At 57.3% G+C, this 20,571-nt stretch carries 12 protein-coding genes and 5 pseudogenes; 9 read left to right on the top strand and 8 right to left on the bottom strand.

Annotated features, from left to right (window positions below):
* The first annotated feature begins 345 nt into the window (after window positions 1-345).
* The 3 genes from AC3WUT_RS27005 (at window position 346) to AC3WUT_RS26995 (ending at window position 2,955) form a co-directional block, all read left to right on the top strand.
* Window positions 346-1,035, top strand: a complete 690-nt coding sequence (locus AC3WUT_RS27005; protein WP_492350145.1) for a YkgJ family cysteine cluster protein — start codon at window positions 346-348, stop codon at window positions 1,033-1,035.
* Window positions 1,036-1,298: 263 nt separating this feature from the next.
* A complete protein-coding gene (locus AC3WUT_RS27000) occupies window positions 1,299-1,592 on the top strand; it encodes an H-NS histone family protein (protein WP_492350144.1) in 294 nt (97 codons plus the stop codon).
* Between the two features lie 325 nt (window positions 1,593-1,917).
* Entirely contained in the window at window positions 1,918-2,955 is a 1,038-nt protein-coding gene (locus AC3WUT_RS26995; protein WP_492350143.1) for a site-specific integrase, read from the top strand.
* An 86-nt stretch (window positions 2,956-3,041) separates the two neighbouring features.
* Here the strand turns inward: AC3WUT_RS26995 and AC3WUT_RS26990 are convergent, their stop codons facing one another.
* A complete protein-coding gene (locus AC3WUT_RS26990; protein ID WP_492350142.1) occupies window positions 3,042-3,521 on the bottom strand; it encodes a helix-turn-helix domain-containing protein in 480 nt (159 codons plus the stop codon).
* A gap of 128 nt (window positions 3,522-3,649) precedes the next feature.
* Window positions 3,650-4,000, bottom strand: coding sequence for an HU family DNA-binding protein (locus AC3WUT_RS26985; protein ID WP_492350141.1), 351 nt, complete (start codon window positions 3,998-4,000; stop codon window positions 3,650-3,652).
* A 211-nt stretch (window positions 4,001-4,211) separates the two neighbouring features.
* On the opposite strand from AC3WUT_RS26985, the gene AC3WUT_RS26980 reads away from it, so the two are divergent.
* On the top strand, window positions 4,212-4,547 hold the full coding sequence (locus AC3WUT_RS26980) for an H-NS histone family protein (RefSeq protein ID WP_492350140.1): 336 nt from the start codon (window positions 4,212-4,214) through the stop codon (window positions 4,545-4,547).
* 164 nt (window positions 4,548-4,711) lie between these two features.
* Here AC3WUT_RS26980 and AC3WUT_RS26975 read toward each other — a convergent pair whose 3' ends face one another.
* From AC3WUT_RS26975 to AC3WUT_RS26965, 3 genes and pseudogenes are all read right to left on the bottom strand, one after another.
* Window positions 4,712-7,267 carry a site-specific integrase gene (locus tag AC3WUT_RS26975; RefSeq protein ID WP_492350139.1) on the bottom strand — a complete coding sequence of 852 codons (2,556 nt, stop codon included), beginning with the start codon at window positions 7,265-7,267 and terminating at the stop codon, window positions 4,712-4,714.
* 193 nt (window positions 7,268-7,460) lie between these two features.
* Window positions 7,461-7,637, bottom strand: a pseudogene (locus AC3WUT_RS26970) (IS110 family transposase); the annotation flags it as partial.
* A 518-nt stretch (window positions 7,638-8,155) separates the two neighbouring features.
* Window positions 8,156-9,055 carry a LysR family transcriptional regulator gene (locus AC3WUT_RS26965; RefSeq protein WP_492350138.1) on the bottom strand — a complete coding sequence of 300 codons (900 nt, stop codon included), beginning with the start codon at window positions 9,053-9,055 and terminating at the stop codon, window positions 8,156-8,158.
* Window positions 9,056-9,182: 127 nt separating this feature from the next.
* On the opposite strand from AC3WUT_RS26965, the gene AC3WUT_RS26960 reads away from it, so the two are divergent.
* A complete protein-coding gene (locus tag AC3WUT_RS26960; RefSeq protein ID WP_492350137.1) occupies window positions 9,183-9,737 on the top strand; it encodes a GNAT family N-acetyltransferase in 555 nt (184 codons plus the stop codon).
* Window positions 9,734-10,948, top strand: coding sequence for a branched-chain amino acid ABC transporter permease (locus AC3WUT_RS26955; RefSeq protein WP_492350136.1), 1,215 nt, complete (start codon window positions 9,734-9,736; stop codon window positions 10,946-10,948). The genes AC3WUT_RS26960 and AC3WUT_RS26955 overlap by 4 nt, the downstream gene beginning before the upstream one ends.
* Window positions 10,949-11,138: 190 nt before the next feature.
* Here the strand turns inward: AC3WUT_RS26955 and AC3WUT_RS26950 are convergent.
* Window positions 11,139-11,468 (bottom strand): annotated as a pseudogene (locus AC3WUT_RS26950) (IS5/IS1182 family transposase); the annotation flags it as partial.
* 391 nt (window positions 11,469-11,859) lie between these two features.
* Here AC3WUT_RS26950 and AC3WUT_RS26945 point away from each other — a divergent pair.
* Both AC3WUT_RS26945 and AC3WUT_RS26940 read left to right on the top strand, forming a co-directional pair.
* Window positions 11,860-12,228, top strand: a pseudogene (locus AC3WUT_RS26945) (transposase); the annotation flags it as partial.
* Between the two features lie 149 nt (window positions 12,229-12,377).
* Complete coding sequence (locus tag AC3WUT_RS26940; RefSeq protein ID WP_492350135.1) at window positions 12,378-16,565, top strand: EAL domain-containing protein; 4,188 nt, start codon at window positions 12,378-12,380, stop codon at window positions 16,563-16,565.
* Window positions 16,566-16,576: 11 nt separating this feature from the next.
* Here AC3WUT_RS26940 and AC3WUT_RS26935 read toward each other — a convergent pair.
* Window positions 16,577-17,044, bottom strand: a pseudogene (locus AC3WUT_RS26935) (ATP-binding protein); the annotation flags it as partial.
* 109 nt (window positions 17,045-17,153) lie between these two features.
* On the opposite strand from AC3WUT_RS26935, the pseudogene AC3WUT_RS26930 reads away from it, so the two are divergent.
* Window positions 17,154-17,459, top strand: a pseudogene (locus AC3WUT_RS26930) (IS66 family transposase); the annotation flags it as partial.
* Window positions 17,460-17,512: 53 nt separating this feature from the next.
* Here the strand turns inward: AC3WUT_RS26930 and AC3WUT_RS26925 are convergent.
* On the bottom strand, window positions 17,513-20,227 hold the full coding sequence (locus AC3WUT_RS26925) for a diguanylate cyclase domain-containing protein (RefSeq protein WP_492350134.1): 2,715 nt from the start codon (window positions 20,225-20,227) through the stop codon (window positions 17,513-17,515).
* Window positions 20,228-20,571 lie beyond the last annotated feature (344 nt).

Raw genomic sequence — 20,571 nt, 5'->3', positions numbered from 1 at the left:
CTCGGTACATTTCCTTGCTCGCACGGACTCATTGGAGCACATCGGTTCATCAGCTTGCATCGTAAAATTGAGCATGCCTAGCGAGGCATCCGCTAAGTTCGAGGAGCTGTTCAGTTCAGCACGTGCAGAACTTGGCGAAAAACATCCGCTGGAATAGATGAAAAATATTGACTGTTGAGTCTGCAGAGAGTCTCTGGCCTTGTGTCGGTACCATGCTGGTTTGGGTGCCGCAGGCTGGTCGCTGAAAAATCGCATGTCTTCCATCAACAATCCCGCCTGACTTGTGCGTCTGTCCCAGATGCCGCAGAAAAAATTTCAAGTGACTTCTCGCTTAAGAGGTACCCAATGACCAGTGTTGAACATCGATCTGATGTTGTCGACATAGCCAATTCGTTGAGGCTGACGTCTTTAGATTTGCCGAGTCATCTTGAGAGAGTGAGTGAGCGCTGGCGTGGACTCGAGGAGCGGATCGACATAAAGCTCAAACAACTGGCTGCATTTGATCGCAAGTCAGAAGAACGCTTGATCGATCAAGCTGCAAAGGCGAATACCGCGAATAGACGTGTCTATTGGCTCAGGAGGGCTGCTGATATGGCCACCAACGAAGCCTCCAAGCATGCTGCGTGCAAGAAAGGCTGTAGCCATTGTTGCAGGATTTCTGTTGTGTTAAGCCAAGCTGAAGCTCAAGTGATTGCAAAGGAAACTGGATACCCACTCAATGCCAAGGCAGGGCGATTTAGCGCTGACGAGACGACTGACATCGATGTTGCAAAAGCCATGGTATCAGCGGAGCAATTTGGGAAGCCTTGTGTCTTTTTGTGTGACGAGAGGTGCTCGATCTATGAACATAGACCTCTGGTTTGCCGCTGGCAGATCAATTTGGACGACGACGATTTGTTGTGTCACTTGATCCCCGGAGAGCCGCCGAAGGTCCCATATTTAGATATGGCCGCCCATGAATACAGTGCTGTGATGATCATGGGGCCATATCAGCGCTATGACGACATTCGAGCTTGGTTCGCCCAAGTAGTTTGAGAAATCAATTTAAAATTCTCACTCTGAGTGGAGATTTTGCATGTGGTGATGAAGCCATTGTCCATCAATGCATTACACTTGGTTCATCTCAGTGTTGATCACACAGATGATCGGCGGATTGTGTGTCAACAAATTACGTCAGATTGGCACCGGGCAATCAACGTAGATAGGTTACAGATCTTAATTTGTCGAAACACAATACTGTTCGATCTGTTTTTAGCAATTCCCCATCGTTTCATTCCTCTTCAGTCAAAGAAAGTCCTATGTCCAGCTATAAAGATCTCATAGCCCAGCGCGATGCTCTGGAAGCCAAAATTCAAGAAGCCCGCAAGGTAGAAGTTGCGGCTGCAGTTGCCCAGGTCCGTCAGTTGGTGGCCGACTTTGGTTTGACCTCTGACGACGTGTTTCAGACTCAACGTCCTCGCAGCAGCGCCTCCAAGGGTGGCACTGTGGCGCCGAAATATCGTGACCCTGCGACGGGCGCTACCTGGACTGGCCGTGGTAAGCCCCCCACTTGGATTAAGGACTTGGATCGCGAGCAATTCCTGATCAAATGATCGACCTTTGACGGAGGTGATCTCATCATTTGGCGTGATCCATCTTCTAAGGGGTGAGTTAGAGACCATTCCTACTTTTGGCAGTTCAAGAAGCCCAGCCTTTCGCTGGGTTTTTTCTTGTCCGGCGATTGCTGATAGTTGCGTGATTGGAGTAGACCCATACAGGTGCCTCGGCTCATAATCAAGGCGGGTGCTGTTGATGCGGTCGATCGGAGTGGGAAATCGACCAAAGTTTGCAAAGTATTGATTTATATTACAAGACCTCTAGGGACTCTCCTTCAATATTGGTTATCAATCCCTGGAGGGAAGTTCTCGGGGGTGATTCATGACTAAACATGCTGCTGTGTTGCCGTTGCCAGGGGATACGGTGCTTATCGATCTCTGGCTTGAGCACAGTTCCGCCTCTGACCGTGATCCCATTGGTTTGAAAGGGGAGCCGTCGTATCGATACTTCTGGAGCACGTGGCTTCATTACCTTAAAACTGGCGGCAACGGTGCGCAACAAGAGCCGATTGCTTGGCACGAAGTGACGAATGTCGATGTGGTGAGGTTTCTCCAGTCTGGCCCCACGTCAAGAAAAGCAGGCGGTAATGTCAGCGATATCACCAGGCGCCGCTACTGGCGGCTGCTGGAGCGCATCTACGATTACGCGAAGCACCAGGGCTGGATAGCCAGCAACCCGGCCAAAGCCTTGGAGGAGGTGGACCAACCTCCCAAAGAGGACCACAAGGGCGCCATCATGACGCCGGCAGTCTGGGCCCATCTGCAGCGGGTTTTGGAAAAGCCGCAATCCAATGATCCGGTAGATTTGAGAAACCATGCACTGTTGCTGTGCTTGACAGAGCTTGCTTTGACTCCGATGGAGGCGCGGCAACTGAGTGTGTCCTCGATCCTGTTCGACCAGGTTGCTGGCCGACAGCGCATGGCTGCATTGCAACTCGATGGACCCGGGCCAAACCAACGCCGTCGCATGGTGCTCCCCGACAATGCCGTCCGCGCGATCGAGGCTTGGATAGCTGTTCGTGACTTGGTGGCCAGCGGTCCAGATGTACCGACGCTCTTCTGCACCAACCATGGCGCCAAGAACGGCGCAAAAGGGGAGATGACGTCGGTCATGCTGTTCTACGTGGTGGGGGAGGCTCTCAAGCGCGCGGCCGAGTTAGCCAAGCAGCCGCCACCTCCACGGCTCGGTCCGCAGATCGTGCGCAACACGCGCTTGGTCATGTGGCTCAACGAATGCGTCCCCGCAAGCCAGGTGGCCATTTGGGCGGGGCTGAAAAACGTGAAGGGCCTTTACCACCTCCGAGAGCACCTGAATCCTGAGGTGCGCATCACGGTGAAGAATGTTCGTGATGATGAGTAGAGTTATTTATATTACGTGACCGAGTGGGCCGATGCTTCAGACACTGTTTGGCCAGCAAGATCGGACCATGGGGTGAATCAGGGCGGTCACGCCGGCTCTTCGACGCTGGCATTTGCCAGTTGTGCACGTGCTTCTCGAACGCCCATCTTGAGCACCGCCTGCAGGCGCTCCAGTTGCGCCGCGCGTGGAGTGACCTTGCCGGTTTCCCATTTGTAGACGCTCAGGCTGGAGGCGCCGATGAGTGCGGCCATCTGCTTTTGAGTGAAGCCCAGTGCTTCACGTTTGGCGATCAAGGTCTCGTGGCTGAATGTGGCTGTCGCTGTCTTGGCAGTCTCGGCAGGAGGGCGCGGCTTTGGAGCTTTGGCTTCAGAGCCAGAAAGTAACTTTTCGATGGCCTTGGCCATGCTGCGAAGTTGCGCCGCCTGCGTCTTATTGCCCCGCTTCAGCGCAGCGATTTCTGATCGATAGGCCGTCACTGTTTTGCGCAGGCTGGCCACATCGTCTTTGACTTCCTTGCGCGCAATGCGAGCGACCTCTGAACGAAACGATTCCGAAAACGCGGTCATGGTGTGATTCCATGCGTTGGCAAGACCTGGAACTTGCCTGAAAAAATAAAGCCGCCCAAGGCGATGAGCCCGGGGCGGCGAGGTGGGGGAGGGGAGTGGTCCACCCAACCGGTAACTGGGTTACCGGATTATTTGGCGCTGGCCTTCTCAGCTTTGCGCTTCGCGGCCTTCGGATCGACCGCCGCCTTGAACTTGGCACCGGCCACGAACTTGGGCAAGGTGGTGGCCGGGATCTTGATGGCTTCACCAGTCGACGGGTTCTTGCCCTTGCGCGCAGCTCGCTTGGCCGACTTGAAAGTGCCGAAGCCCACGAGCTGAACGGCATCGCCTTTCTTCACGGCCGTTTGGATGGTCTCGATCAGGGTGTCGAGCACGGCATTGGCGGCGGCCTTGGTCAAGGCATTCTTGGTGGCCAGGATTTCAACGAGTTCTGCGCGGTTCATGATGTTGGATTGGGCGCTTGCATGTGCAAGCTCCATGTTGAACAAGCCCCGGGTTATAGCTTATTCGGGGCTGTTCCTGGTTACGTTTGACCCAGTAACTTGTGTAAATGGAGCCAGGATTGGAGGGGTATTCAACTGTTGGTGAGAACTTTGTTGGGTCCGACGCTGATCACAGGTGAGGGTTTTGTTGTGCCTGAGTTCGGCCTCTTCAAGGGGCATTGAGTCGCTTGCCTAAAATAGGCGCCCTATGTTCAAAGAACTCCGTGCTCTCGACGAGCAGATCTCACAGCTCCAGTCTCGCCGCGAGGAGTTGTTCAAAACCCAGAGAGCTGAAGCGATCCGCGTCGTGCGTACTTTGGTGGATCAGTTCCAGCTTACACCGTCGCAGGTCACCTTGAGTTCTCTCAGCCGCAGTCTGGCGCCCGTGAAGTTGAAGCGGCCGACCACCTTTTACGATCCAAATCGAGGATTGGCCTGGGATGGATCACTGAGCGGCAAGGGAAGAAAACCCGACTGGATCAAGGCCGCGGTGGAGGATGGGACGATTGAGTTTTTCCGGGTGAACATCCAGCGAGCGTCATGAATCGAGTCGTTAGGCCGTCACAAGGCTGATCCGTTCGTTGCTAGCCAGGCCTCGCACGTTTGGATGCAACGCGCATGTTCCATTCTCGGAAATCGCCCTGAGCTCGCTTCGGATTTAGGGTTCGGCGCATGCTCCATCAGGGTTGAACTCTCATGGAGGCGTCGCTAGACGCTGCCGCGGAGCTTTTTGACGCCCTTCATCCTGGCCTCCAAATCCGCCTTCACGTAGATGGCCGTCGTTGAGATGGACTTATGCCCAAGCACCGCCTGGACCAGGGCCAGATCTCGTTCTGTTTCTTTGAGCAGATGATGCGCGAAGGTGTGACGGAGCCAGTGCGTTGACGCTCGCTTGAACGTCGCCATGTCGTCGGTCACGCTCTCTTGGGCGGTGTCTGAGCACTGCTTGAAGAACCCCTTCAGGATCTGATAGACCGACTGAACGGACAGGCCTCCAGTTTTGTTCACGGTGTATTGGGGAGATCGATGATCGAACTCATCCCATTTGCTGTTCGCGATGGGCGCCTGGTCGTCTAGCCTCTTGTCGTGAACCAGGATCCACTTGTCATCGAGCACGCCGAGCAGCGGCTGCTTCTTGTCGGTGACGGCCTTGAATTTCTGAAGTTTCTTGCCATTGGCCATCAGCTCTTTGCGATCCTGCAGGTGATCTCGCAGTGCGTCCAGAACAGACTCGTGAAGTGGCACGAAACGTTGACGGTTGCCCTTGCCGATCACCTCGATGCACATGTTGTCCGTGAGATTCCCGTCGATCCGCACCCGCTGAATGTCACCCCAGGTGGCATTGCAGGCCTCTTCGCGTCTCAGGCCTCCCAACTCCAGAAGTAGCAAGATCGCTCGCAGACGCCGTTTGGCTGGGTTGTCAGGTAGCTTCTCAAACGTGCGCGCAATGACGTCCATGTCTTGGTCGGTGAAAGAGCGCTTCACGTCCATCGACAATTCGTCGGTTCGCTTTCCAATGAGCTTGCGAGCTGGGTTCAGCGTCGTGTATTGCGACTCCATCCAGTGGCTGTACATGGCGCTCACTGCTGCAAAAGTCACGCGCAAGCTCGCGCCACTGAGGGGGCCTTTCAAAGGTCTCCAGGTGTTGGCTTTGCGCTCTCGATCAGTCATTGGATCTTGAAGCCAATGCGCAGGAGGGTCGCACAGGAACTCCCTGAAGTCCTGCATATCCAGCTCGTTCAAGGAGGAGAGCGCAAGGCCTCGTTCGTGCACTGCCCACAGAATCAGTCGTTCGATCGCGCGGCGGTAGGCGGTCTGGGTATGCGCGGACTTCTCCCTGATCAGACGAAACCAGGCCTGGACCGCCTCTTGATCGTTATGAGCCGCCAAGCTGTTCTCGGTGGGGCTGCGAAATTTTCCGTTGGAGCCGTTGAGAGCCGGAGGCCAATCCATGGACATGAGCGGTGCCAGCACAGCCCCAGTGTTGGCGACATTGACCAATGATCGTGCGGACGAGCGGGGCGGCGCTTTCTCTTTGGCCTGTATTGGTTTCAGGCCCTGCCGAGGTTCAATCTCCCAGCGCTTGAGCCACTGCAAGAGATTTCGCCCTCGGGCCAATCCATACCCTGGAACTTTGTCGACCCAGCGCTCCCCCTGAAGAGACATCCAGTCCACCAGGTCACCGAGGCTGATGACGCCGGCCTCACGCAAGGCTTGGCGCTGCGTTTCATTGAGCCGCACCCACTGATCAACATGGTGCTCTCTGGCGGGGCGACTTCCCAAGCGGTCATCGAGCCAGTTGATTGCCTTGAGTTGAATCTCGATTCGAGCTGCAAGTGACTTCGTCGCCAAAGCACCGGGAGACTCGATTGGCTGGTCGGCTGTTGAGACAGCGTCAAGCGCTGAGGTTGATGCAGTCCGGGTAGGGGAGAAGGGGGCCTGAGCTGGACTCTGGCAAATGATCAGGGAGTCGGCTTGTGCGTTCTGCGCAGATGCGGTTGGTGGCGCGACAAGCTCGGTTTGAGTTTTGAGGTACTCCTCCTCGTACAACTCCAGCAATTCCGCTTCGCTGTACATGTCCTCGTCGAACTGGGCTGCGAACTCCTCCAATGTGGGAAGGTTGAGTTTTCTGGTGGCCGCAGGAAATTGAGCAGTGGCTGTTGACGCTGCCATCTTTGTCGCGGAGTCAAGGTCGATTGGCGTTATGCCAGCTGTCTCAGGGGACTGGACCGGGGTCGAGGACGAAGTGGTCGCGATCCGACTCGTTGAATGGCCGGGTGTAGTCGCTGAAGCCGCTGCAACCGCGTGAGCAGCATCAGCGACCTGGTCAGAAGAAGTGATGCCACCGAGCACCACGGTTTGATGGTTGAGAAGGTCTCGAACCATACGCCGGGCGAGCATGTTCTCTGGCAATGCCTGAGCCCCGGCCTCCACGCGACACAACAAGTCGCTGTAGATTTTTAGCAACGCGGGGCGTTCGGGCACCCGGCCTGGCCAGAGTAGGTACTGACGAGCCGCGGCAGCAATGTCCACCCCTTGGGCCACCGCACGCAGCACGGCAAACTCGTCGGCCGTCACGTGTGCATGCACGACTCGGGTGGCTGATCCTGGTGGTCGACCACGGCGGCGCTTGGGCTTGTCTGCTTGGTTGGATTCCAGTGGTTCTTCATCGATCAAGACCGGGGGAAAAATGCGCGTGACCATACCTTGCTGAGGCAATCCAGCCGTTTCAGCCTCATGTAGCATTACTTGAGAATCGCTCATTGCGTTCGGGGATCCAGGGGCACTTCATATGTGTCGTCGCAGGTTGGGGGCGCATCGATTGTTGATCTTCAGTCCCGATTCTCTATGGTGTTGGTGCCGATGCAATCTTGACCTGATCACGATTGCACTGGCGCCAACACTGGGGCGCCACCAGCCGAATGGTATGACCTATCCCCTGGAGCTTGCGCGCTCAGTCGTGGGCACTGCCGCAAGCCTCCATCCCGACCAAGCAAGGCGGAAGGTTCACGAAGAATGACGCTACCTTGTCGCGGCGAGGCTGCTTCTTCACCAGCACCTTGCCGTGCTGGTCGATTCCGTGGACCTGGAACACGTTCTTCGCCAGGTCGATGCCAACAGCCGACAGCTTCATGGTGGACGCCCCTCTCGGTTCAAGTGGTTGATCAACGTCTCCACTTTGACACGTCGATGCCGTTACGGGTGGGGGCGTTTATCCCATTGCATACGAAGAACTGGCGCGTCGTGCATGGATCGGCGAGGATGCAGGCCAATGACGCACCTGCTTAAAGGAAGAAAGATGCGAGGAGCCGATAGCTACAACGAGGCCTTGTTCAGCACAGTCAAGCTCGACGAGTTCGTGCCGGTAACTTGCCTGTACCGCAGGTATTTCAACGGCCTGTTAGCGGTTGAACGGGTCGGAATACTCATTCGGTCCTCGCCGTTGATGAATCCCTTCATGCGCCACCTCACTCCGTACGGGTGATCAGATTTTACGAAGACCACGGGCGTTTCCACACAGCCTCGGCCCGTTGGGGTCTTTGCAGTTGTTCCAAAACTGACCACGCAATGGTTCTTTTGTATGAACCGTGTGATGGAGATGATGATCTCAACCCGGAACAGAGCTACGCCACAGCCCCTATTGGCATCACTTTACTGAACGTTCGTCGAAGATAGCTGTGCATCCAAGTGATCGACAAATACACGCACTTTGGGAGACAAATGCCGACTGGAAGGCCACAGCGCTTTGAACTGGCCACCGCCCCCGACTTGATCGGGGAGCACACTTTGAAGCCGGCCATCGGCAAGTGCCTCTCTGACCAGAAAATCCGGCATGCACGCTATGCCCAGGCCACGTACGGCAGCTCCGAAAATTGCCTCCACGTTGTTGCAGGCCAGCACGGTGCGCAGACGGGCCTCCGTAAAGTCTGTGGCCTGCAACAAAGGCCACTCCAGCAACTTTCCCGAATCTGGGTGACGAAAGCGAATCACGGCATGCCGCTCCAGGTCACGTGCCACCATTGGTGTGCCATGACGCTCCAAATACCCGCGCGACGCGCACAACAGCAGTCGAAATACGTTGAGTGGCCGGGACACAAGTCGGGAGTCGGGCAGATCACCGCTGCGGATCGCGACATCGACGCCCTCATCGATCAGATCCACGGTACGGTCGCTGAAGTTGATATCGAGCTCCACCTCCGGATAGCGAGCCAGAAAGTCCTCAATCACAGGCAATAGAAAGTGGTGTCCAACGATGGGTGCGCTCACGCGCAGTTTGCCGCGGGGCGCATCCCTTGCATGCGAGAGCATCGCTTGCGCATCGTCAAGATCATCAAGGATGCGGCGGCAGCGCTCGTGAAATAGCCGTCCCTCGTCGGTTAGCTGGATGCGACGCGTACTGCGCTGCATCAGTCGCACGCCGATCTGTTTCTCGAGCCGAGCCACGCCTTTGCCAACTGCTGACGCCGATATTTCAAGAGCGCGACCTGCAGCGACGAAGCTCCCGAGCTCCGCCGTCTTCACAAAGGCCAGCAGGCCACTGAGTTTGTCCATCAACGTACGTTTTCCTTATTACGGATATTCCTTCCGTTATGAATGGAGGAAATGCATATTTTCGATTGATTCGATCCACTCTAACATTTGCAGATCACTACCCAACCTCTGTAAGTGTCAGAAGCGCATGCCACGCCCTCTATTCGTCCTTGTTGATCCTGGCGTCCACTGGGATGCACTCATGAGCCTCCATAGTGAGTACATGTCCTGGGTCCATCGCGAAATAGAGCGATGCCTAGGAGATTCTGCGCATGGCAAGGCCGGCTTGTTGTGCCCTAAGGACAGCACCGGTGTGATTCATCAGATTTGCGCTGACCAAGCAGCGAGGGGGGTGTTCTATCTGATCATGTTGGATGAAAATGTCGCCGGAATGTGTGGCTTGCGTTCTTCCCACGGCGACATTGCTGAGGTCAAACGTATTTATGTTCGCCCTCAATACCGGGGCAAGCACTTGGCGCAGCAGGCCCTGAGGCGCCTCATTGAGGACGCAAGAGGCCTGGGATTTGGCGGAGTCTGTCTCGACACAGCCCCGTTCATGACAAAGGCGCACCGCTTATACGAATCCCATGGATTTGCAGACTGCCCAGCATACGAAGGCACAGAGGTCCCTCCTGAGTTTCGCGCTGGCTGGCGCTTCATGTACCGCTCCGTAATGGATACACCTGCAGGCTGGCGGTCATGAGAGATCGCCAACGACGTCAGATTGGTTCCTCGTCCATCCATATCGGTTTCAAAGCGGACGGAAAAACGCAGGCTGCCGGCGACGAAGCCAGTGTCTCAACGTGCGCACGATCCATCCAAACACAAGCGCGCCAGAAGCATGAGCATCGGGATGCTTGGCCTGTTCAATGGACAGGCGCAACGACACTCCTGCTGCTTCCTCTGGTCTTGCAATACTTTGGTCACCACTGGGTCCGCATTGCCGACACCTGTCTTCTGTACATGATGTTGGCTCTGGGAATGAATATCGTGGTGGGTTTCGCCGGACTGTTGGATCTCGGCTATGTGGCCTTTTATGCGCTGGGCTCCTACACGTTCGCCCTGTTGGCGTCACCGCATCTGACTGAAAACTTTGCCTGGATCGCAGCCGTGTTCCCAGAAGGGCTGCATATGCCATGGTGGATTACCGTTCCGTTGAGTGCCATTCTTGCCGCATGCTTGGGTGTGTTGCTAGGAGTCCCCACACTCAAACTGCGTGGCGATTACCTGGCCATCGTCACCTTGGGTTTCGGGGAGATCGTGCGACTCCTGGTTGTCAATATGGTCCATCCGGTCAACATCACGAACGGGGCCAAAGGAGTCGGTCCCATCGATTCAATCCGCATCTTCGGTCTGGATCTGGGTAGGCCGCTGTCCTTCGCAGGCTGCCAAGTCGCTTCGGTCACCCTGTACTACTACCTGTTCTTGGTACTGGCAACGCTGACGGCAGTCATCTGTTACCGCGTGGAGGATTCACGTGTAGGCAGAGCCTGGAAGGCCATTCGCGACGATGAAGTTGCCGCCGAGGCCATGGGGGTCAACACCCGAAACATGAAGCTGCTCGCCTTTGGGATGGGGGCCGGTTTTGGAGGCATCGCGGGGACCATGTTTGGTACGTTCCAGGGGTTCATATCCCCCGAAGCCTTCAGCCTGCAGGAGTCGGTCATGATCGTTGCCATGGTGATGTTCGGCGGCATCGGTCATATCCCTGGTGTGATTTTGGGGGCCGTTCTACTGACGGCGCTGCCGGAGGTGCTTCGTTATGTCACCGGCCCCCTTCAAACCATGACAGATGGACGACTGGATGCAGGCATTCTTCGCCCCTTGTTCATCGCGATGACCATGATCGTCACCATGCTTTTGCGTCCGCACGGCTTATGGCCCTCGCCTCAATATGGCAAGGCACTGCAATGAGAAAGCAGCAGATTTTTTATGCCTATAAGCAATTTGCCAGATAGCATCTAGAAAATAAGGACTTGAGCCCAGTCCAGCTTTCTCGCTGCTAACTTGTGATGGATGAAGCTTGCAAATCATGAAATAAAAATGCGTGCATTTGTTAAGAGTGGCTAACACGACCGGTCCACGAACCGAGAACAGATGATGGCTCACCCCAGCGCTGTACGACCTCTTCGTCGCTTTCGTTGAAGGCATGCTTGAGGTACAGCAGAGCCACCATCAGCCGGGTGGGCAAAAGTGGGCGACCTGCCGCAGCCACACCCGAGCCCACCACTGAGACGCTGGGGCCGAACAAAACCATGTCCTCGATGCGCTTGCCGGCGCGCACCTGGCGTGCAAACCGGTGAGCCAAAGAGGCCTCCAACTCTTGCCAGGGCATGCGGTTGGCAAGCACCGCCAACGGGTGGCGCAGATCAATCATCTGGTCAAGGCGGTTGCGGAAGAAGTCAGCGGTCATGGTTGATCGGGCCTCAGGCAAAACTCCCAGGAATTGGGCTGTGGTGAATATTAAATTGGGAGTTCTGGGCTGAGGCAATGGCCTGCGGGGCCAATGTTCATGCGGGTTGCTGGGGTTTGGCAGGGACGACTAATTAAAGAGCTGTATTTATTTATATTTGGAATGATATTGGTCTTTATTGCCCTCTTTCATATAAATTTGGATAAATTAAGGCGACCAATATCATTCTGTCATTTTCAAATTTGTTCAAATTAAGAACGGCTAACGCTACTCACTCCTGAAGGCCTGCGGAGCAGTTATGCTCTGCGCCCCCATGGCCCGACGTCCCGTAAGCAAAGAACTGCGGCAGCAGCTACAGCCCCTGATCACCGCCTGTGTTCCATCCAATAAGGGAGGCCCTCGCAAGCGCACTGTCAGCGGGACCAATCGGCACGACTCAATGCTGTTCGAGCCATGCATTGACGTCATCCCAGCGCTGAGAGGATTGCCGGGTCACCCACGCCAACGCCCCAGAAAACTGCATGCGGACAAGGGCTACGACTACCGTCGTTGCCGGGCCTATTTGAAGGCCAAAGGCATCTTGTGCAGGATTGCCCGTCGAGGCGTTGAAAGCAGTCAACGGCTGGGAAAACACCCCTGGGTTGACGAACGCACGCACGCCTGGTTTGGCGGGTTTGGAAAACTGAGGATCCGATTCGAAAGACGGCTCGATATCCATCAAGCCTTGCTCACGTTGGCCGCAGCCATCATCTGTTCTCGGTTCGTGGACCGGTCGTGTTAGCCAGTCTAAAGCGCAGCTGATCACGATTGCACTGGCACCAACAAACGTGTGGGTCTATGCTCTGATCCTACGTCGGATTGAAGCCGAAGTGGATAGGGAGTGGTATGGATGGGTTGGGCTTATCTGAAGCGACTGGAGCGGCGTTGCCCGTGGATTACCAAAGGCTGTTTGATGGCGCTCCTGGGCTTTACCTTGTTCTGGACACCGATCTGCGGATCGTCGCGGTCAATCAGGCCTACGCGCAGGCCACCAAGATGCAGCGGGAAGTGATTCTTGGCAGGGGAATCTTCGACGTCTTTCCTGACAACCCGGATGATCCGGCCACCGAGGGCGTGCGCAATCTGCGTGCTTCACTCGTCCGGGTGCTACAGACCGCACAGGCCGACGCGATGCCGGTGCAAAAATACGATATCCGCCGCCCGGAGTCGGAAGGCGGCGGGTTCGAGACTCGCTATTGGAGTCCCCTGAATACCCCGGTCGTGAATGAGCAGGGGCTTCTGATCCACATCATCCACCGGGTCGAGGATGTGACCGAACTGCTGCAACTGAAACAACGGCTAGCAGACGGCGTGCAGACGGTGGAGCCGGTGGCTGGGGCATTGGCTCAGGAGGCCGACATCATTGCCCGCACCCGCGAGGCGGCCGATCCCAATGCCCAACTTAAGACCTCCAATGCAGTTCTGGATCGTCTGTACCGACAGACTCGAGAGCTGGACGATCTCAAGACCCGTTTTTTTGCGCATGTCAGCCATGAGCTGCGAACTCCTCTCACCTTGATCCTGGGGCCACTTGGCAGATTGCTGGCTTCCCCAAGGCTCAACGACTCAGAGCGCCAAGCGCTGCTCATGATGCAGAGAAATGCACGGTTCCTGCACCGTCAGGTCGACGATTTGCTGGACATCGCGAAGCTGGATGCCGGCCGATTGGGACTGCAATACAGTGAATTGGACTTAGCGTCACTGGCCCGCAGGTTGGCTGCAAACTTCGACACCCTGGCTGAGGACCATCGAATCCGTCTCCGACTGGACTTGCCCGCCACGCTTTGGGGCCAGTTTGACGGGGACAAATGCGAACGGATTCTGTTGAATCTTCTGTCGAATGCTTTCAAGTTCACCCCGGACAGAGGGACCGTGAGCTTGGCTTTGTGTCAGGAGGACGGCGTAGCGGTATGCCGGGTGGGCGACAGTGGACCAGGAATTCCGCCAACGCATCAAGAGGCCGTGTTCGAACGCTTCCACCAACTCGACGGAAGCCCGGTACGCGGCTCCGGAGGCAGTGGACTCGGTCTGGCCATCGTCAAGGAATTCACCTTGTTGCATGAGGGCTCGGTCACGTTGAGACAGGCCTCAGAAGGGGGGGCCTGTTTCCAGGTTCGGATTCCCCTGAAGGCGCCCCAGGGTGTCACCGTCGAGCCGGCGCGCCCTGAACCGGTCCAGGCGCCCGTGCCGGAGTACTCTCCTGTTGCACGGGCCGACGGCAGAGAAGGGGCCAAGGCCAGTGATCGTGACAGACGCCCCTTGGTCCTGGTGGTGGAAGATAACCAGGACATGAGCGCCTTCATCGCTGCGGTACTGAGCGCTTCCTGTCGGGTGGTTCAAGCCGGAGACGGTGTCGCAGGACTGCAGATGGCGCTGGAGCGGCTGCCAGATTTGATCCTTTCCGACGTGATGATGCCGGGCATGGACGGTGAACAACTGGTCCATGCCTTGCGCGAACACCCTGAACTTGACGACTCTCCGATTGTCATGCTGACCGCCAAGGCAGATGATCGCCTGCGTTCGAATCTGCTGCAGCAGGGTGTCCAGGATTTTGTTCAGAAGCCTTTTTCGGTGGACGAGCTGCTGGCTCGCATCGGTGGCTTGCTCAAGGAACGACGCCGGGTGGGGCGGCGTCTGCACAGCCTGGAGGAGCGCTTCAGGGCCACCTTCGAACAAGCGGCTGTGGGCCTGGCCCATGTCGCACCCCATGGCCATTGGCTGCGGGTCAATCAGAAGTTGTGCGACATCGTCGGCTACCCGCGCGATGAGTTGTTGAGGCTTAGCTTCCAGGACATCACCCATCCCGAAGATCTTGATCGCGATGTAGCCGAGGCCGGGCGTGTGCTGGCGGGTGAGTTGAGCCATTACTCGCTGGAGAAGCGCTATCTGCGCAAGGACGGTCAGGTGGTCTGGATCCAGCTCACGGTGTCCCTGGTCCGAGACATTGAAGGGCAGCCTGAGCACTTCATCTCAGTGATCCAGGACATCGATGCCCGCAAGGCGGCGGAGCGGGCCTTGACGCACAGCGAAGAACGCTTTCGCCACATCGCCGACACCATCCCGCAGATATTCTGGCTGGCAGAGGGGGATTCGGGCCAACTGAGTTATGTCAGTCCGGCCTGCGAAAGAATCTGGCGCCAGACGCCCGCATCGCTCTGTCTGGACGCCGAGTCCTACCTGTCTTCTGTGCATCCGGAGGATCGGGCGCAAGTTCAGAAGACCAAGCGCCATGCCGTCAGGGCACAGCTAGATTTTGCGCTGGAATACAGGATGCAATTCCCCGATGGATCCGTGCGTTGGGTTCAAGAAAGCGGTCGACCCGCTGTTGGGGAAAATGGTCTCAGGCTATTTGTGGGCATGGCCCAGGATGTGACCGAACGCCACTTCAACGAAGCCCGGCTGCGCCAGGCCGCCACGGTGTTCGAGTCGGCGCGTGAAGGTGTGATCGTCACCGACGCCCACTGCGCCATCCTGGCCGTGAACCAGGCCTTTTCAGAGATCACGGGATTTTCCGAGGAGCAAGTGCTGGGAGAGAACCCACGCCTGTTGCGCTCGGACCGGCACGGCCCCGAGTTCTTCCAGGGGATGTGGGCCAGCCTGAAGGAGAGCAACCACTGGCAGGGCGAGATATGGAATCGCCGCAGCGGCGGCGAGTTGTATCCCGCCTGGATTACCATTTCCCGGGTACTGGATGCCAGGCAGCAACCGAGCCACTACGTCGGCATGCTGACGGACATCAGCCAACTTCGACGCAACGAGGAGCAGTTGGCCCGTTTGGCCCACTACGACGCCCTGACCAAACTGCCCAATCGACTCCTGCTGCTGTCACGTCTGGAACACAGCCTTGATCACGCGCGCAGAGCAGGACATGGGGTTGCAGTACTGATCATCAATCTTGACCGACTCAACACGGTGAACGACAGCCTGGGTCATCAGGCAGGTGATCAGTTGATTCAGGCGGCTGCGCAGCGATTGCATGCGGTTGTCCGGGAGTCCGACACCCTCGGCCGACTGGGCGGGGACGAGTTTCTGCTGATTCTTGAAACCCTTCCGACGCCGACTATCGCGGCCCAGATTGCGCAGACAATCCTGGAGGCCCTGAGTGCGCCCTTTGAGATGGCGGATGGACAGCGGGTCTATCTGAGCGCAAGCCTGGGTATCGGCCTGTATCCCGACAATGGCGAGACCGCGGCAGAACTGCTGCGAGACACCGATACCGCGCTGCAACAGGCCAAGGTTCAGGGCGGCAATCAGTTCTGCTTCAGTACCACGGCCATGAACACGGACGCGCGTGCCCGGCTTGACATGGACAGCGCGCTGCGAAAAGCCATCGAGCGTCACGAGTTGCAGCTCCATTTCCAACCTCAGATCGAGTTGAAGAGCGGGCGCATTGTCGGTGCCGAGGCCTTGATCCGGTGGCGCCGTTCGAATGGCAAGATGGTGATGCCTTTGCAATTCATCCCTTTGGCGGAATCGACGGGACTCATCGTTCCTATCGGTGCCTGGGTGATGGACGAAGCCTGCCGTCAACTGAAGCACTGGATCGACCTGGGCTGGCAATTTGGCCGGGTCGCGGTCAATGTCTCTGCCCGACAATTCCGTTCGGGGGATCTGACCGAAGTGGTGAGCGCGACCTTGGGTCTGCACGGCATTGCGCCCGGACACCTGGAACTGGAGTTGACGGAGAGCATGCTGATGGACGACCCGGAGCGTACCATTGGCACATTGCACCAGCTCAAGAACCTGGGAGTGCAACTGTCGCTTGATGATTTCGGCACCGGCTATTCAAGCTTCTCCTACCTGAGTCGATTTCCCATCGATACGCTCAAGATCGATCAGTCTTTTGTCAGACCCATTGCCACAGATCGCGAGTCCGCCCTGATCGCTGCGGCCATCCTGGACCTGGCCCATCGTTTGAAGCTCAAGGTCATCGCCGAGGGCGTCGAGACTCGGGAGCAACTTGACTATCTACGCGACAACCAATGCGACGAAATGCAGGGTTACTGGTTTTCCAGGCCAGTGCCTGCCGCTGACTTTGAAACCATGCTGCTGCATCACGGGTTGCTTTCTCCGTCTTGAGAAGAATGGATGGCCCATTCATTGAAGCTCAGTTTGGTGGTGATCACGACGCTGGTGCGTTCGTAGAGTTTGGACAACAGGTGGAACAGAAGTGCCCCACCAAAGGCACTGAAGGGCAGGTAGCCCAGCTCATCCAGAATCACCAGGTCGGCATACGCCAGCCGGTGAGCGAGCTGTCCAGCCTTGCCTTGAGCTTTCTCGTCCTCCAATGCGTTGACCAACTCCACCGTTGAGAAGAACCGCACCCTGCGGTGGTGATGTTCAATCGCTTGCACGCCCAGGGCTGTGGCAATGTGGGTATTACCCGTGCCCGGTCCGCCCACGAGCACCACGTTGTTGGCATCCTCCAGGAACTCACAGCGGTGCAACTGCCGAACCAAGGCTTCATTGACCTCGCTGTGGCTGAAGTTGAAGCCCGTCAGGTCTCGATAGGCTGGGAACCTTGCCACCTTGAGCTGATAGGCCACCGAGCGTACCTCGTCGTCCCTGCCAAACCCCAGCAACCCGCATGAACATTGGCCCCGCAGGCCATTGCCTCAGCCCAGAACTCCCAATTTAATATTCACCACAGCCCAATTCCTGGGAGTTTTGCCTGAGGCCCGATCAACCATGACCGCTGACTTCTTCCGCAACCGCCTTGACCAGATGATTGATCTGCGCCACCCGTTGGCGGTGCTTGCCAACCGCATGCCCTGGCAAGAGTTGGAGGCCTCTTTGGCTCACCGGTTTGCACGCCAGGTGCGCGCCGGCAGGCGTCCTGTTAATCGCTGCATGGCTGGTGCTGGCCTGCTGGTCCATGTGCTGATGAGCATGTATGCCGATCACACGCCGCTGTATTGCCTGTTGCAGATCTACGCCCGCCAGGGTGCCGATCTGGAGCGTTCAGTCCGAGCGTGAAACTTGGTGTTAGCGGACGGGAAGAGCAGAGCGATACTCTGAGGCCGCGTTCAGTCGGCTGCGGAGGGCGCAGGTACCTCGTCAGTCCTGACTGGGTTGCTGGCCGTGGGTAAGGGCAGCGCCTTCACACAAATCCGTCCCCGACCACTCGCCTTGGCTTCATACATGGCCTGGTCTGCCTTGCGCAGAAGCATGTCTGCCGTGTTGCCGTGGTCTGGAAAGAAGGACACACCAATGCTGGCCCCTACCCGCACCTCGACGCCGCTGTCCAGCACAAAGGTGCGGCGCACGCAGGCCAACACGCGGTTCAAGACCTGCTCATGATCCGGCTTGGCCGCCAGGGGGTTCAGAATCAGTACGAATTCATCGCCACCGGTACGGCATACCGTGTCCGCCGGCCGAAGTTCTTGTTCAAGCCTTCGGCCTATCTCCCGCAGCAGTAAATCACCGGCCTCGTGGCCGTGTTGGTCATTCACGGCCTTGAACCCATCTAGGTCGAGAAAACACACGCCAATGACTAACCCATTTCTGCGCGCGTTCGCAATTGCGATCTCCAATCGATCCGTCATCATTCTTCGGTTGGGCAGGCCCGTCAGGCCATCGTGATAGGCCAGGGCCTCAATCTTCTCGAACAGTAGATGGGCTTGGGTGACATCTTCCAGCAACCATAGCGACTCGCCATCCTTGCCCGCCAGATAGCTGCCGAACACCTTGATCCAGAGCACTTGCCCGTTCTTGCTGCGCATCTGGATTTCGGTGCGGTAGCGGCCATGATCTTCCAACTTGGCGTAGGCCTGTTCGCCGACCCGGACATAGGCGGCCTCATCGACATACAGTGCGCGTATCGGCTGCCCCACCAGCTCGCTCTGATCGAAATCGAAGATCCGAGTCATCCCCCGATTCATCCAGATCACCTTTCGGTCCACCAGCTTTACGATCCCGATCAGGTCGTTGTCAAGCATGGCTTGCTGTTCATTGACTAGGCCATCAAGCTGCTGCTTCAGGTAGTACATGCTGGTGATGTCATGCATCACCGTGCGGATCTGCCAGCGAGGCTCCAGCCCCTCGGCTATGGCGGTTGCACTGAGGCTGACCCGGCGTCGGGGCGCGCCAAGTGCAAGCTGCAAGTTCACTTCGATGTCTTGGGCGCGGCCATCGGTCTTGACCCTGTCCAGCAGGCCCGCCAAGGCCTGCTGGTCTGCGCCATCCAGGAAGTCGGCCAAAGACCGGCGGCCGATAAGATCTTCGGGCGCTTGTTGCAGCCAGCGCTGACCTGTGGCATTAACCTGTAAAAAAACACCTTGTTCATCCATCACGTGATAAGCACAAGGCGCGTTGTCCCAGAGGTCTTGGGCGCGGTCGTTGGAGGCCTTGAGTTGGGCTTGCAGTTCGTTGCGGTGTGTCATGTCCCGTGCCGAACAGAATACCAGAGCCTGTCCATCGATTGTCACTTTGGAGGCGTAGATCTCAACGCAGATCTGTTGTCCGTCGGCCCGCCGGTAGAGGGTTTCGCGACGCAGGCTCGGCCGCCGATCAAGCACCTTGCCCCAGACCATCACGTGCCTCGAGCTAAAGCCCGGCAGCCAGGTTGACACCGAACGCCCGATCAACTGCCCGCGTCGATAGCCCAACAATGTCAAAAAAGTGTCCCCCACCTCCACCAGGGTGCCCTTCGAATCCAGAACATGGGTGCCGTCGCTGGCAGTCCGCAGCAGCGCCTGGATGCGTTGCCCCTGGCGCGCTAGGGCCTGGGCATGGGTGGATTCGCGGTCCCAGGCGCGATAGATCAGCCAGGCACACCAGGCGATCACGCCAATTGCCAACACTGCCAATACTGTCACCTGCAGCACCTGAAGATGCCAAAGGCGCAGATAGCCCGCCGTGGCCACTCCAGCAATGACTGTCAGCGGCTGTTGGGGCACGCTCAGGTAGACGTTGTTGCGCTCGATTTGGTCGATGGCGGTGTGGGCGGTGAATTCGCCCGAAGCTGTCTGGCGAGCCAATGCACGAAGAAAATCGTCGGACAGTCGTAAGCTCCCGATCGGCTCTGGCGCATCATCGTCCGGCTCGAAGGTCTCGCGGGCAAGCAGCCGCATCGAGGGGGTGTAGCGCAGGCTAATGGCGCCTTGTGGCCCCAGTGCAACCGAATCCATCAATGATTGAAAATGGGCGGTGGCCAGCAGGCCATAGACCGCCCCTTCACCACCGCCGTCGCCATCCTCAGCAGACACCCTGCGTCGACCCAACAGAAGCACCCAGGTGTTCTTGGGCGCTGCCAGTTGAACCAGGGACAGCACCGTCAGCTTCGTCGAGCGAGACGCCTGCAATGCATCAAAAATCTCATGCTCCAGCGCGGGCAAGTCAGGAATCTCCTCCAGTGCAGCTAGGCCGATTCGCTGACCAGCTGAGTCAAGAATCCCAACAGCCAGCAGACCCTGTTCCCGGTCCAGCGTGTCATGAATCTGGCGCAACGGCACTAACTTCCCCCTCAGAGGGGCTGCATGCCGTGGTTGGGCCAACTCGGCACGGGCCAGGACGCTGTCCAGGCGCAGTAAATCCAGCGCAATCGCCTTCTGCAGACTCTGCGCAGTACTGCGGGCGATTCCAAACGCCTGCGCCTTCAAGCTGGCCTGACTTGTGTAAAGCCAGAACATAGATAGTGCCACCAGACAAACCCCCAGGATACCGATGCCAACCCAGGTGCGGCGGATCAACAGAGCGCGCAGGTGCGGGCTCGCTGTTTCATACTGAGGAATTTGAAACATACTAGTGCTAGGTCAAGTTTGACTTGAACCGAATTTATCATAAATACCATTTTAAATGGTATTGTTTACCCGAAAATAGGGGATTGACATGGTATGGGCAGCTTGAAATAGGCCGAAAAAGCGCAAAACGCATTCCAGGGCGGATCTGGGTGTTCCACTGAGCTGCTGAATCCTTCAGCAGGAAGATTCGAGGTGATCACCATGGACATGACTGGCAGAAGCCCCGTTTCGCCTCAGCACCCATGAGCGGCGGAGGCGTTGCTGTCCAACGCCACTGCTTTGTGAATGCTCTCCATGTCACCTTTCCGCTCTGTTCCATGCCGATGTCATGGGCAGCTATATTC

It is taken from the genome of Curvibacter sp. EU05-FHT14A10, from assembly GCF_058791075.1.
The sequence above is the reverse complement of the archived record's forward strand: the minus strand, read 5'-3'. Positions and strand labels throughout refer to the sequence as shown.